This is a genomic window from Cohnella ginsengisoli (genome assembly GCF_029525555.1).
GTDB lineage: Bacteria > Bacillota > Bacilli > Paenibacillales > Paenibacillaceae > Cohnella > Cohnella ginsengisoli.
In genome coordinates, this window is sequence record NZ_JAPDHZ010000002.1 from 838933 (window position 1) to 852071 (window position 13139).

The 13139-nt window shown below is 61.1% G+C and carries 10 protein-coding genes and 1 pseudogene; 1 reads left to right on the forward strand and 10 read right to left on the reverse strand.

Annotated elements, in window-relative coordinates:
• Window positions 1-434: 434 nt before the first annotated feature.
• Complete coding sequence (locus tag OMP38_RS04190; RefSeq protein ID WP_277564006.1) at window positions 435-1484, forward strand: NAD(P)/FAD-dependent oxidoreductase; 1050 nt, start codon at window positions 435-437, stop codon at window positions 1482-1484.
• Between the two features lie 238 nt (window positions 1485-1722).
• Here the strand turns inward: OMP38_RS04190 and OMP38_RS04195 are convergent, their stop codons facing one another.
• From OMP38_RS04195 to OMP38_RS04240, 10 genes and pseudogenes are all read right to left on the reverse strand, one after another.
• A complete protein-coding gene (locus OMP38_RS04195; RefSeq protein WP_277564007.1) occupies window positions 1723-1893 on the reverse strand; it encodes a hypothetical protein in 171 nt (56 codons plus the stop codon).
• Between the two features lie 122 nt (window positions 1894-2015).
• Window positions 2016-2459 carry a D-aminoacyl-tRNA deacylase gene (dtd, locus tag OMP38_RS04200; RefSeq protein WP_277564008.1) on the reverse strand — a complete coding sequence of 148 codons (444 nt, stop codon included), beginning with the start codon at window positions 2457-2459 and terminating at the stop codon, window positions 2016-2018.
• Between the two features lie 86 nt (window positions 2460-2545).
• A complete protein-coding gene (locus tag OMP38_RS04205) occupies window positions 2546-4744 on the reverse strand; it encodes a RelA/SpoT family protein (RefSeq protein ID WP_277564009.1) in 2199 nt (732 codons plus the stop codon).
• Window positions 4745-4861: 117 nt separating this feature from the next.
• Entirely contained in the window at window positions 4862-6304 is a 1443-nt protein-coding gene (locus tag OMP38_RS04210; RefSeq protein WP_277564010.1) for a sensor histidine kinase, read from the reverse strand.
• Entirely contained in the window at window positions 6301-6981 is a 681-nt protein-coding gene (locus OMP38_RS04215; RefSeq protein ID WP_277565165.1) for a response regulator transcription factor, read from the reverse strand. The genes OMP38_RS04210 and OMP38_RS04215 overlap by 4 nt, the downstream gene beginning before the upstream one ends.
• A 253-nt stretch (window positions 6982-7234) precedes the next feature.
• Window positions 7235-8185 (reverse strand): annotated as a pseudogene (locus tag OMP38_RS04220) (ABC transporter permease); the annotation flags it as partial.
• Window positions 8182-8886, reverse strand: coding sequence for an ABC transporter ATP-binding protein (locus OMP38_RS04225; RefSeq protein WP_277564011.1), 705 nt, complete (start codon window positions 8884-8886; stop codon window positions 8182-8184). The gene OMP38_RS04225 and the pseudogene OMP38_RS04220, both read right to left, overlap by 4 nt.
• A 4-nt stretch (window positions 8887-8890) precedes the next feature.
• A complete protein-coding gene (locus tag OMP38_RS04230) occupies window positions 8891-10495 on the reverse strand; it encodes an efflux RND transporter periplasmic adaptor subunit (protein WP_277564012.1) in 1605 nt (534 codons plus the stop codon).
• Window positions 10496-10776: 281 nt separating this feature from the next.
• Window positions 10777-12333 (reverse strand): sensor histidine kinase, encoded by a 1557-nt coding sequence (locus OMP38_RS04235; protein WP_277564013.1) that lies wholly within the window; start codon window positions 12331-12333, stop codon window positions 10777-10779.
• A gap of 11 nt (window positions 12334-12344) precedes the next feature.
• The gene (locus OMP38_RS04240; RefSeq protein WP_277564014.1) at window positions 12345-13028 is read right to left on the reverse strand and encodes a response regulator transcription factor; all 684 of its coding nucleotides are present in this window, start codon (window positions 13026-13028) and stop codon (window positions 12345-12347) included.
• Window positions 13029-13139 lie beyond the last annotated feature (111 nt).

Consider the following 13139-nt stretch of genomic DNA (forward strand, 5'->3'; position numbering starts at 1 on the left):
GCGGAAGCGATCGCGATCGCTCTCAAACCGGTTAACGCCCGGCGTACGCCTGCTCGCTACTGATCGCGGAATACCGGCGTTCGCGCTTCGGCGCGCGTCGCCTCACTTCCGCCCGTTCGCGGGAGGTTCTCGGAGATGTCGTTCGTCCGGTCATCGGCGGATCGCTCGCAGCCTGAAGGCGATCCTCTCTGGAGAAGTGGGTCCGGAGTACTTGTTCCCGTCATTGAATCCATGGCTTGATACAATTGAGTTTCATTTTACCCTCCGTCCGGCCGGCATGTCAAGAAATGGCCTCAATTCGGAAAGATTATGAGCGCCATGAATCAATAACGATTCTCATTCTCATGAGAATATGGTACGATAAAGGAAAAGAGTCCTGCGGACTGCCTGCAGCCCGGCTCAATACGCGACCATAAAGGAGCGATCGATCGCTTATGCAACCGAACGTATTCGACGTCACCATCATCGGCGGAGGCCCGGCCGGGCTGTACTCCGCATTTTATAGCGGTTTGCGCGAAATGAAGACCAAACTTATCGAGTATCAACCGATACTCGGAGGCAAGGTCAACGTCTATCCCGAGAAAATGATCTGGGACGTCGGCGGACTTACGCCGGTGACCGGCGAGCAGTTGATCAAGCAGTTGATCCAGCAGGGCCTCACCTTCAGCCCCGAAGTCGTTCTCGGGGAAAAAGTGACGTCCATCTCCAAAGGCGAGGACGGTCTGTTCGTCCTGTGCACGGATTCTGGCGACAAGCACTATTCGAAAACGGTCATCCTTGCCGTCGGCGGCGGCATCCTGAAGCCGACCAAGCTCAACATCGACGGCGCGGACCGGTTCGAGGTGTCCAACCTCCACTATACCGTCAAGTCCCTCTCCCGCTTCAAAGACAAGATCGTCCTGATCTCGGGCGGCGGCAACTCGGCGATCGACTGGGCCAACGAGCTGGAACCGATCGCGTCGAAAGTATACCTAACCTACCGCAAGGAAACCTTGAAAGGCCACGAAGCCGAGATCACGAAATTGAACAGCGGTACCGTCGTCTGCCTGCTGAACACGGCGATCGAAAAATTCGTCGCTTCGGAAAATCATGACGCGATCTGCAGCGTCATGCTGAAAAACGTAGAAGACGAATCCACGGTCGAGCTTGAGGTCGACGAGGTCATCATCAATCACGGCTACGAACGAGACAGCGATATGCTCGACAAGAGCGACATCGACGTCCGGATGAGGCCGGATTGGGGCATCGACGGCACGCCGATGAGCGAGACGTCCGTGCCAGGCCTTTACGCGGCCGGAGATATACTGGCGCATGACGGCAAGCTTCACCTGATCGCGGGCGCCTTCCAGGACGCCGCGAACGCCGTCAACAAGGCGAAGCAGTACATTACGCCGGACGCGCATGCCTACGGCATGGTGTCATCGCACAACGACGTGTTCGCGAAGCGCAACGCGGAACTGAAGAAGCAAATGTTCGCCAAGTAGTCGGACAGCGAGAAAACAAGCAAAGAAAGAGCCCGCTCGATATCGAGCGGGCTTAAGTTTGTTGCTGTATAGAAAAAGGGGGGTCACCAACTATATTAGTCGGAATTCATTAAGGACGGATGAAGCTCACATTACGAGTTTTGTTACAATCGCGGGAAAACGGTAACGGGGCATGCAATTCCGATCCGCGTCCGCACACGTTCATCTCGCCTTGTGCAGACGATGATGCGACCGCCCCTCATCCGCGGTTCGGACGGCGAGGGCGCATGCCCCCGTCCGTAGACGCATCCCGAGGCGCGAGCTCCGCCGCGAACTCCTCGCCCATCAACGATTGCGCTTCGCGGCGATCCGCGCCCGGCAGCGTCCTGCCCGCGCGATCCATCCGCGCTTCCTTCGGAGACTGGCGCATACGATCGGCTCCTTTCCAGGTTGAAAAGAATAACGATACGTAGTGTTGCCCTCGGCTCCTTTTTCCATTCAGCTTGCATCGAAAAAGCGACCGATCAAACGAAGCCTCTTCCTCTTTAAACGTTATTCCTTCGTATCCAGAATCAAAGTCACCGGACCGTCGTTCGTGAGCGTCACGTCCATCATCGCCCCGAACGAGCCGGTCTCGACGGTCAATCCGGCTTCGCGCAGCATCTCGTTAAATTGATCATAAAGCGCGGAGGCCGCCTCCGGCCTGGCCGCGCCCATGAAGTTCGGCCGCCGCCCCTTGCGGGTGTCCCCGAACAGCGTGAACTGCGAGACGGACAAGATCGCTCCGCCCGTCTCCTTCACCGATAAATTCATCTTCCCGCCGTCGTCCTCGAAAATGCGAAGGCCGGCGATCTTTTCCGCCATCCAGGCGGCGTCACGCTCGGTATCTTCATGGCCGACGCCGACGAGGAGCAGCAGTCCCGCTCCGATTTCTCCGACCGTTTTTCCTTCGATGTCGACACGGGCCCCGGACACCCGCTGCAAAACCACTTTCATCCTCTAACTCCCTCCCGTACGCATAACGGCGGCCGATTCGGCCGCCGCGATGGTCGTTTACATGGCTAACTGCATGTCTATCTTCCCTATTGCATGAGCCGTTGCACGGAGAAAATATCCTTGATTCGCTTGATCTTGTCAACCACGTTCTGCAGATGCTCCTTGTTGCGAATCAAGATCGTCAGGTGCATGATCGCGACCTTGTTGCGGTCCGACCGTCCCGAGACGGCCGCGATATTGGTCTTGCTCTCCGATACCGTCTGCAGCACCTCGTTGAGCAGCCCCCGGCGGTCGTGGCCGAGAATCTCGATCTCGACGCTGTAGCTCGCTTCGACCTCCTCGCACCATTCGACCTCGATGACGCGTTCGGCTTCTTCGCCCTCGGCGGCCGTCGGCAAGTTCTGACAATCGGAGCGATGGACGGAAACGCCCCGTCCGCGCGTAATATAACCGATGATCGGGTCGCCGGGCACCGGATTGCAGCATCGCGCGAAGCGGACGAGCAAATTGTCGACGCCTTTGACCCGGACGCCGCTCGTCGTGCGCGACCGGTTCGCGGCAGCGGCCGCCGAAGGGGCGCGTACTTCCTTGACCTCGTTGGTCAGCTGGATCTGCTGCGCTTCTTCGGCTTCCCTGCGCAGCTTCTCCGTCAGCCGGGTGACGACCTGCGCGGCCGTGATGCCGCTGAATCCGATCGCGGACATCATATCCTCGGTATCGTTAAACGTGAACTTGCGCGCCGCTTCAAGCAGCTTGTCGTCCGTCATCCACTCGGAGGGCTCCAGTCCGAGGCGCTTCAGCTCTCGCTCGATCGCGTCCCGGCCCTTCGCGACGTTCTCCTCGCGCTTTTCCTTCTTGAACCAAGCCCGTATCTTGGCGCGCGCGTGCGAGGACTGCGCGATCTTCAGCCAATCCTGGCTCGGTCCGTACGAGTGCTTGGACGTCAGGATCTCGACGATGTCGCCGGTCTTGAGCTTGTGGTCGAGCGGGACGATCCGGCCGTTGACCTTGGCGCCGATCGTCCGGTTGCCGACCTCGGTGTGAATCCGGTAGGCGAAGTCGAGCGGCACGGCGCCAGCCGGAAGTTCGAACACTTCGCCTTTTGGCGTGAACACGAATACGAGATCGGTGAAGAAATCCATCTTCAGCGACTCCATGAATTCGGCGGCGTCCCGCGTCTCCTGCTGCAGCTCGATGATCTCGCGGAACCAGTTCATCTTGTCGCCGAAGCTGCCCGCGACGTTGCCGGAATCCTTGCCTTCCTTGTAAGCCCAGTGGGCGGCGATCCCGTATTCGCTCGTGCGGTGCATGTCCCAGGTCCGGATCTGGACCTCGGTCGGCTCGCCGGTCGGTCCCACGACGGTCGTATGGAGCGACTGGTACATATTCGCCTTAGGCATCGCGATATAGTCCTTGAAGCGGCCCGGCATCGGCTTCCATAGGGTGTGGATGATGCCCAGCGTCGCGTAGCAATCTTTGACGTTGTCCACAAGGATACGGATCGCCAGCAGGTCGTAGATTTCGTTGAACTGCTTGCCGCGCTCCGTCATTTTCTTGTAAATGCTGTAGATATGCTTGGGACGGCCCGAGATATCTCCCTGGATCCCCATCTCCTCGAGTTTCTCGCGGATCTTGTCGACGAGCTCGGAGATGTACTGCTCTCGCTCCGTGCGCTTTTTCTTCATCAGGTTGGCGATCCGGTAATATTGCTGCGGATTGAGGTATCGCAGCGCGATGTCCTCCATCTCCCACTTGATGGCGCTCATCCCGAGCCGGTGCGCGATGGGACAATAAATCTCCATCGTCTCGTGCGCGATGCGCCGCTGGCTCTCCTCGGACTGGAACTTCAGCGTCCGCATATTATGCAGGCGATCCGCCAGCTTAATGAGGATGACGCGGATGTCGTTCGCCATCGCGACGAACATCTTGCGGTAATTCTCGTTCTGCTGTTCTTCTTTGGACCGGAACTGAATCTTCTCCAGCTTCGTGAGCCCGTCCACGAGTCCTGCGATCGTCTCGCCGAATTCGCCGCGCACGTCCTCGACCGTCACGGTCGTGTCTTCGACGACGTCGTGCAGGAGCGCAGCTTCGACGGTGACGACGTCCATCTGCATCTGAACCATGATCTCCGCTACCGCTAACGGGTGGAGAATATACGGCTCGCCAGATTTGCGCAGCTGCCCCCGGTGCGCCTCGTCGGCGTACGCGTAGGCCTCCCGGATGCGCTCTAAGTCCTGTTCCTTCATGTATGTCGACGCTTTTTCAAGCAGCTGCTCCATGCCCATGCCATGTTCCTTTCCGCTCCGGGCCTGCGCAAAAAAACGCGGGCCGCCGCGAATCGTGAAGTATTCCCTCCATTATGCCTCTTGGCGGAGGGAACCGTCAACAGCCCGCGAGCGCCGTCAGACGCCCTCGCGGGCGGAATAAGGCGGATTGGACGGCTGCTCCGCCAGCGGCAGCGAGAAGGTGAACACCGTGCCCACCCCCTCGGCGCTGTCGACGGAAGCCGCGGTGCCGTGCTTCTCGAGTACGAATTGAACGATGGCGAGGCCCAGGCCGCTGCCCGTTCGCGCGGAGCGGGCTTTGTCGGATTTATAGAAACGCTGCCAGATTTTATCGAGCTCCCCGCCGGGAATGCCGACGCCGCGGTCCCGCACGCTGATACGCGCGCGATCTCCGTCGCGAACCGCCTCGACCTGTACCGTACGGCCGTTCGGCGAAAACTGGATCGCGTTCAGCGCGAGATTCGCCAGCACCTGGTCGATCCGGTCCGGATCCGCCTCGACCCAGAGATCCTCCGCGTCCCCGATCAGCTCGAGCTTGATGCCCCTGCGCCCCGCGTCAGGTGACATGCGGGCGAGCAGTCCGCGGATCCAGCTGCTAAGATTGTACGGCACGGGCGATATCTCGAGCTGTCCGGCCTCCATGCGAGCTACGTCGAGCAGGTCGTTCACGAGCCGGTTCATCCGCTGCGTCTGCTCGCGGACGAGACCCAGGTAATGCATCTCTTTGTCCGGCGGCACGGCGCCGTCCAGCATCGCTTCGACGAAGCCGCCGATCGAGGTGAGCGGCGAACGGAGGTCGTGCGACACGTTGGCTGAGAACTCTCTGCGCATCCGGTCGAGACTGCCCAGCTCGGCGGACATATGGTTAAGCGAGGCGGCCAATTCGCCGATCTCGTCGCGATGGCGGTCCGGCAGGCGGATATCGAACTTGCCCTTGGCGATATCCCTGGCCGCCTGCGTCATGCGCCTGAGCCTCGCCGTCATGCCGCGCGAGACGATCAGCACCATGATCGTCGACACCACGAGCATCGTGATCATAATGTTGCGGAACAGACCGCTGAATACGTTGAAATCCTGCTGGAACGCCTGCGAGACGACCAGGATCGTCTGCGCGTTCCAAGTGAGCTCCCCGCCGACCGGACCTGCCGCGATCCGAATCTTCCCTTCGCCCGACGCGTCGCCTGGCCGCCAACGCTTGTCCCGGGCCGCCAGCGTTTCCTTCAGCGCCTGCGAATCGAGCTCCACGGTCCCGCCGGCGTTCGGATTGCCCGATTGCAACACGACTTCCCCGGCGCTATTGAGGATCACGATCGTCCGGTTCGGCCCGCCGCTCATCTGGAGCGCCGACGTCAGCTGCGCGCGGCTCCATTGCTCCCTGTACGCGCTCCTCACGAGCGCCGCCGTCACGTCGAGCTGCCGCGCTTCCATCTGGTCGTTGCGGTCCCGCAACTGCGTCCGGACGAAGCGGTCGGAGACGAACATCGTGATGGCGAAGGAGATGAGCAAAACGGCAAAAAAGGCGAGCAGCAGCTTGACGGTAATGCCGCCGTACCGCCTCATGCTCCGCTCACCTCGAATTTGTAGCCTACTCCCCTTATGGTTTCGATCCGATAATGCTCCGTCATGCCGATTTTCTCCCGGATTCTCTTGATGTGGACGTCTACCGTGCGTGGATCGCCGTCGAACTCATAGCCCCATACCCGATCCAGAAGCTGGTCCCTGGTGAAAACCCTGCCGGGAATCGAAGCGAGCAGATGAAGCAGCTCCATCTCCTTGGGCGGCAGCGTAAGCTCGGACCCGCAGCACTCGACGATATAGCGGTCCAGGTCGATCGTCAGGTCGGGTATCCGGATCGGCTCCCGCGCGAACCCCGGCATCGTCCGCCGGAGGACGGCGCGCACGCGCGCCATGAGCTCCTTCGGATCGAACGGCTTCACGAGGTAATCGTCCGCGCCGAGCTCGAAGCCCTTGAGCTTGTCGTAGCTCTCGCCCTTGCCCGTCAGGATGATGATCGGCGTCGAACGCTCGGCGCGGATCTTGCGGCAGACGGCCCATCCGTCCAGCCCGGGCAGCATGAGGTCGAGAATGACGAGATCGGGAGGCCCGGCGGAAAACAGGTCCCAGCCGTCCTCCCCGTCTCCCGCGACATCGTAGCCGAAGCCTTCGCGCTTCAGGTAGAGGCCGATCAACTCGCTGATGTACGGATCGTCTTCGATGACGAGTATTTGCGCGGACAACCGGCCTGCCTCCTTCTATTCTGGCTAACGATTCGATTATTGTCGCAGCGCTTCGACCGGATTGAGACGGGATGCCCGTCTTGCCGGCAGAAACCCGAACAGTACGCCGACGCCGATCGAAAAGACGACCGCGATCGCCATAATATCGACGGAAGGCGAAGCGGGAGAACCCATCATGTTGCCGACGAACTTGGATCCCGCTCGCGCCGACCGCCACCCCGGCGATGCCGCCGAGCAGACCGATCATCGAAGCTTCTACGAGAAACTGAAACAAAATGTCGCGCTGCTTGGCCCCGAGCGACTTGCGGATGCCGATCTCCCGCGTGCGCTCCGTGACCGAGACGAGCATCATGTTCATGACGCCGATGCCGCCGACGAGCAGCGAGATGGCCGCCACGTAAGTAAGCAGCGTCGACACCGAAGTCGATACCGACGTGATCGTCTCGAGCAGATCCTGTTGATTGAATACATTATAGCTGTCTTCGTCGTTGCGGAAAAAGGACTTGAGATTGCTCTCGAGCGCCGTCTGTACCTTGTCAACGTTTTTCTCGCTGTCGACCTGCACGTAGATCGTGCGGATCGCGTCGGTCTGAAGCACGACGCGCGCCGTGGACAGCGGCACGATGACGACGTTGTCGCTCGATCCGTTCGTCGTGCTGCCTTTCGAGGCGAGGACGCCGACGATCTTGTACGGAATGCCGTTCAGCGAAATTTTGCTGCCGACCGGGTTGCTCATCTTCAGCTCGGTCGCGACCTCGGAACCGACGACGGCCACCTTCTGCTTGAACGAATCGTCGATGTCCATGATGAAGCGTCCTTGCGCGACTTCGTAGTCGCGAATGTCGGCGAAGGCCGACGTCGTCGCGTTGACGGACGCGGAGTAGGTCAGCGTGCCCGACTTCGCGGTCACGTTGCCGCTGATGTTCGGCGCATAGCTGTCGACGTTGTCCACGTCCGCCAGCGACTGCACGTCGGTAGGCTTGATGCTGGTAACCGCGCCACGGCCGACGACGTTCACGGTCAGCATGTTCGTGCCGAGGCCCTGAAGCTGGCTCTTGACTTGCTCCGAGGTGCCGTTGCCGATCCCGACCATGATCGTCACCGACGCGACCCCGATCAGAATGCCGAGCACGGTGAGCAGCGTGCGAAGCGGTTGGGCGCGTACGCTCCCCCAAGCCATGCGGATGCCTTGGCTCAGCTTCATGAAGCGACGCTCCTCTCTTCGGTCAGCTTGCCGTCCTGGATGCGCACGACGCGATGCGCCTGCTCGGCGACCTTCGGGTCGTGCGTGATGAGCACGATCGTGTTCCCTTCGGCGTTCAGCTCTTTGAGCAAACCGATGACGTCCCGGCTCGTCTTGCTGTCGAGCGCGCCCGTCGGTTCGTCCGCCAGCAGCAGCGGCGGTCGTCCGGCGAGCGCCCTGGCGATGGCGACGCGCTGCTGCTGGCCGCCCGACAGCTGGTTCGGGACGTGATACATGCGCTCGCCGAGCCCCACTTTCTCGAGCGCCTCCTTCGCGAGCGCCCGGCGTTCGCGGCCGGACATGCCGCGATAGATAAGCGGCAGCTCGACGTTTTCGATCGCCCGAAGACGGGGCAGTAAGTGAAAGCTTTGAAAGATAAAGCCGATCTTGTTGTTGCGAATGTTCGCCAGCTTATTGTCGCTCAGCTTGCCGACCTCGGCGCCGTCCAGCGTATACTTGCCGCTGGTCGGCGTATCGAGGCAGCCGAGCACGTTCATGAGCGTCGACTTGCCCGAGCCCGAAGGCCCGATGATCGCCATGAAGTCGCCTTTATTGACCGTAAGCGTAATGCCGTCGAGCGCGTTCAGCGTCTCTCCGGCCAGCGTGTACTTCTTGAATACGTCCTCCATGGTGATCAGAGGAGAGGGCGCGGACTTGCTCATGTTGTCATCGACCTCCCGCCGAGCCTGTGCCTGTCCGGGCGCCGGTGCCGCCGGTACGGTTGCCGCCTGCGCCGCCGAAGTTGCCGCTCCCGAAGTTGCCGCCGCCCGCCGGGAACGCGCCGCCCCCGAAGCCGCCGCCAAAGCCGAAGCCCGTCTGCTGCTGATTGCCAGAGCTGGCCGATACCGTCACGGGGATCAGCACCGTCTGGCCTTCGGTCAATCCGGTCAATACCTCGACTTGCGAATCCGTCGTGATGCCAACCGTAATCTCTTTGAGGGAAAAATTCGCGCTCGCCGCTCCTGCCGCCGTCTGGCCTTGGCCGTTCCTTGTAAAGCCGCCCCCAGCCGTGCCATAGCCGCCTTGACGGCCTGCGCCGCCATTGGCGCCTTGTGCGCCGGCTGCGTTGCCGCCTGGCGCTGCGCCCGCCGGCAGTTCAGGCACATCGCCGCCCGCTGCTTGATCGCCTGCCGCTTGCCCGCCTGACGTCTGGCCTCCAGCCGCTTGTCCGCCGGCTGCCTGACCGTTAGCTGCCTGACCGCCGGTTCCCTGGCTGCCTGCAGCCTGGTCGCCGCTTGGCGCTTGCCCACCTGCCCCCTGCCTCCCTCCAACTTGACCGCCTGCAGTCTGACCCCCAGCTGACTGGCCGCCTGCCGTTTGCCCCGTCGTGGTCCCGTCCGCAGGGACGCGCACGAAATACTTCGTGCCCATCTGCATGACCGCCTCGACCGGCACGAGCAGCGCGTCCTGCTTCGACTCGATGACGACGTCGACGCTTCCGTTCATGCCCGGCATGACGCCGTCCGTCTTATCCAACCGCACCGTGACGGGGAACGTCGCGACGCCGTTCGTGGAGGTGCCTTCTTTGGCGATCCCGGTCACCTTGCCCGTGAACGTCTGTCCGCTGAGCGCATCCATCGTAATATTCGCGCTTTGCCCGACCTTCAGCTGCGAGATATCGAGCTCGTCCGCCGAGATCTGGATGTCCAGCTTGTCGTAGTTCACGATCGTGAACGCTTCGGTCTGGCCGTTCACCGCGTCGCCGTCCTTGATGTTCACGTCCGTAACCGTGCCGTCGATCGACGCGACGATCGGGTCGGGCGCCTTCGCTTTTTCCTTCGTATCCTGCATGTCCAGCTGCGTCTGCTTGATGTTCAGCTGGATCGTCTTGATGCTCATCTCGGCCGATTCGATATCGGCCTGCTCGGCGCTGGAGATTTGCAGAGACTTCCATTTTTCCTGAGCCTGCTCCAGTTGCATCTGAAGCTGCTCGAGGCTAAGTTCCGACTTGCTAAGGGACAAACTGACGTCCTCGCCCTCGAAAGTCGCGAGCACCGCCCCCTTTTTAACCGCCTGGCCTTCCGCGACCTTGACCGTCTCCACCGTCGCGGCCTCGGACGGCTTTATCGTTTCCGATTCGCTGACTTCAACGGCGCCGCTGCCGGAGACGCTTTTGGTGATCGTCCCTTTAGTCACGCGGGATTGGGTGAAGGACGGACCGCTCGTCGCCGCCTTCGTGTCCTTGGACGTATACCACCAATAGCCTCCGCCGCCGGCCGCGATCAGGCAGACGATCACGATCCAGGCGATCCACTTTCTGCTCTTCCTCATCCTAGACGACCTCCTATGTACGATAAGAGGAGACTAGCAGACTTGCGTGAATTAAAGATGAACATGGACTGAAAGCTAGATGAAAATGCCATTTTCAAGCCTCTTCCCAGGAAAAACGCGAGCGGCTTTCCTCACACGCTCCCGCTCCGACGATACCCGGCATAAGCAGGTTGAAGCACGATAGAATGAGCCGCGACGCGATCGCGCCCAATGCGACGGGACGGCGTTAAGCATTGGCAAAAAAAGCTGCCTCCCCGCGAAGGAAAGGCAGCTTGACGAATTCAGGCTTCGAGCAATCGAATCGTAAAGGTGGTTCCCAGGCCCGGCTCGCTCGTGACCGTAATCCCGCCGCCGAGCGCGTCGACGATCGACTTGGAGATCGACAGGCCGAGTCCGGCGCCCCCGTACTTGCGCGTACGGGAAGAGTCGCTGCGGTAGAAGCGGTCGAATACGTAAGGCAGGTGCGCGGCGTCGATGCCCGAGCCATTGTCGCCAACGTCGAGATGCACGCGTCCGTCCAAGCGACGGATCGAGAGCGTGATCTCGCCCTCGTCCGCATCGGTATGCTGGACGGCATTGTGAAATAAATTGAGCACGACCTGCTTGATCTTATCCGGATCGTACAGGCAGTACATGCCTTCCTGCAGCGCGAACTCGACCTCGCGGGCGCCTGCCAGCATCCGCAGCTGCGGCTCCATCTCGCGCAGCGTGTCGGTCAGATTGCCGCGCACGGCATGGACGCCGCCCCGTTGATCGAGCTTCGCCAGCGTCAGCAGGTCCCCGACCAGCTTGCGGAGCCGCTCCGACTCGCCGTGCATGCTGCGAAGCGCGCGCTCAAGCTGCTCGGGATTGTTCGATGCGCCCCGCAGCAGCACCTCCAGAAAGCCGTGAATCGAAGTCAGCGGCGTTCGCAGCTCATGCGAGGCGTCCGCCACGAATTGCCGCATATGCTCCTTCGCTTCCTTCTCGGTCTCGAACGCATCGTTAAGCCGCGCCAACATGCCGTTGAAGGAGGCGGACAACCGTCCGATCTCCACCGGCTTCGCGATGGCCGGGAATTGTTCGTCCAGGTTGCCGGCGTCGATCCGTTCGACCTTGTCGACCAGTTCGGACAGCGGCGTTAGCGTGCGACGCAGCACGGGGAGCAGCGTGAGCAGCCCCGCGAACAGCGCCAGCAGCGAGAGACCGCCGAACATCAGCAGCTGGCCGTTGAGCGTTTTCTTCAGTTCTTCCGTACCCGTGCTGATCTGGATGACGCCGGAGCCTTGTCCGTCCTTGCCGAGCGAACGAAGCACCACGAGCTGCTCCCGGCCCTCCGCGTCTTTGACGATTCGGTAGTCCGCGCCCTGGGGCTCGCCCTCTCCGCCGTTCATGGCCGCCTGGTAAGTCTCGTCGGAGAGCCGCGGCGGCTCCGCCTGATCCGTCCATTCGGACAGCGTCGTGAAGCTCAGATCGGTCCCGATCAGGGCGACGGTCGCATCCGGGACGTAATAGCGGCCTCGCATCTCGCTGGATGCGTCCGTTTGTCCAGATTCCCCGTTTCTCCAGTCGTCCGTATCGTCCGCGTCCTTCGGTATGCCGGCGCCCAGTCCGAACCCGGACTTCGCTGCGCGGTCGACGCCGCCGGCGCCATGTCCCTGGCGATCCCGCCAGATGTCCGGCGGCAGCGACAGGATCTGGCTTCGGAGCGCGGAAGCCTTGTTTTCGTATGTGAACTTGCGCATGAGAACGTACTGGAACAATCCGATGAACACCAGCAACACTGCCACCACGAGCAGCGACCGCGACAGCAGCTGGAAACCCAGCGAGCCCTTCAGTTGCGTTCGGGGGGCGCTCACGGACGCCCGCCTCATGGCAGATCGATCCTGTAGCCCGCGCCGCGCAGCGTGCGGATCAGCTGATGCTCCTTATCGCCGAGCTTCTCTCGCAGCGAGCGGATGTAAACCTCGACGATATTTTCGTCGCCTCCGAAATCGTAACCCCAGACCTTGTCGAGAATGAGCGCCTTGCTCAGCACGATGCCATGGTTGATGACCATGTATTTGAGCAGCTCGTATTCGGTCGGGGACAGCTCCAGCACCCGGCCGCTAAGGCTGATCTCCTTGCGCCGGTCGTCGATGCTGATCGGACCGAATACGGCTTGGCCGGACATGAGCGGAAATTGGTTGCGAACCCGCGCGTGAATGCGCGCCAGCAACTCTTCGAAGCTGAACGGCTTGGACATATAGTCGTCGGCGCCCAGCAGAAGCCCCTTGACCCGATCGTCCACCTCGTCCTTGGCCGTCAGCATGATGACCGCCACGTTCTCGGTTTTCTTCAGCAGCTTGCAAGCCTCGAAGCCGTCCATGCCCGGCATCATCACGTCCAGGATGGCGACATGCGGTTTGAAGCTCTTGGCCAGGTTGATCGCCGTCATCCCGTCGGGTGCGGTCTGTACCTCGAATCCTTCGTTGATCAATCCCAATTCCAAAAATTGCAAAATGTTCGGCTCGTCGTCTACGGCGAGAATGCGTATGCCCTTTATTTGATTCATCGCGATATCGCTCCTCTGCGTTGCCCGCTATTCGTGTATTCCCATTATGCTTCGAGGCGCTGAAGCGCCTCTGAGGCGATGCTGAAGATCGGCTGAAGATCAAGCGAATCG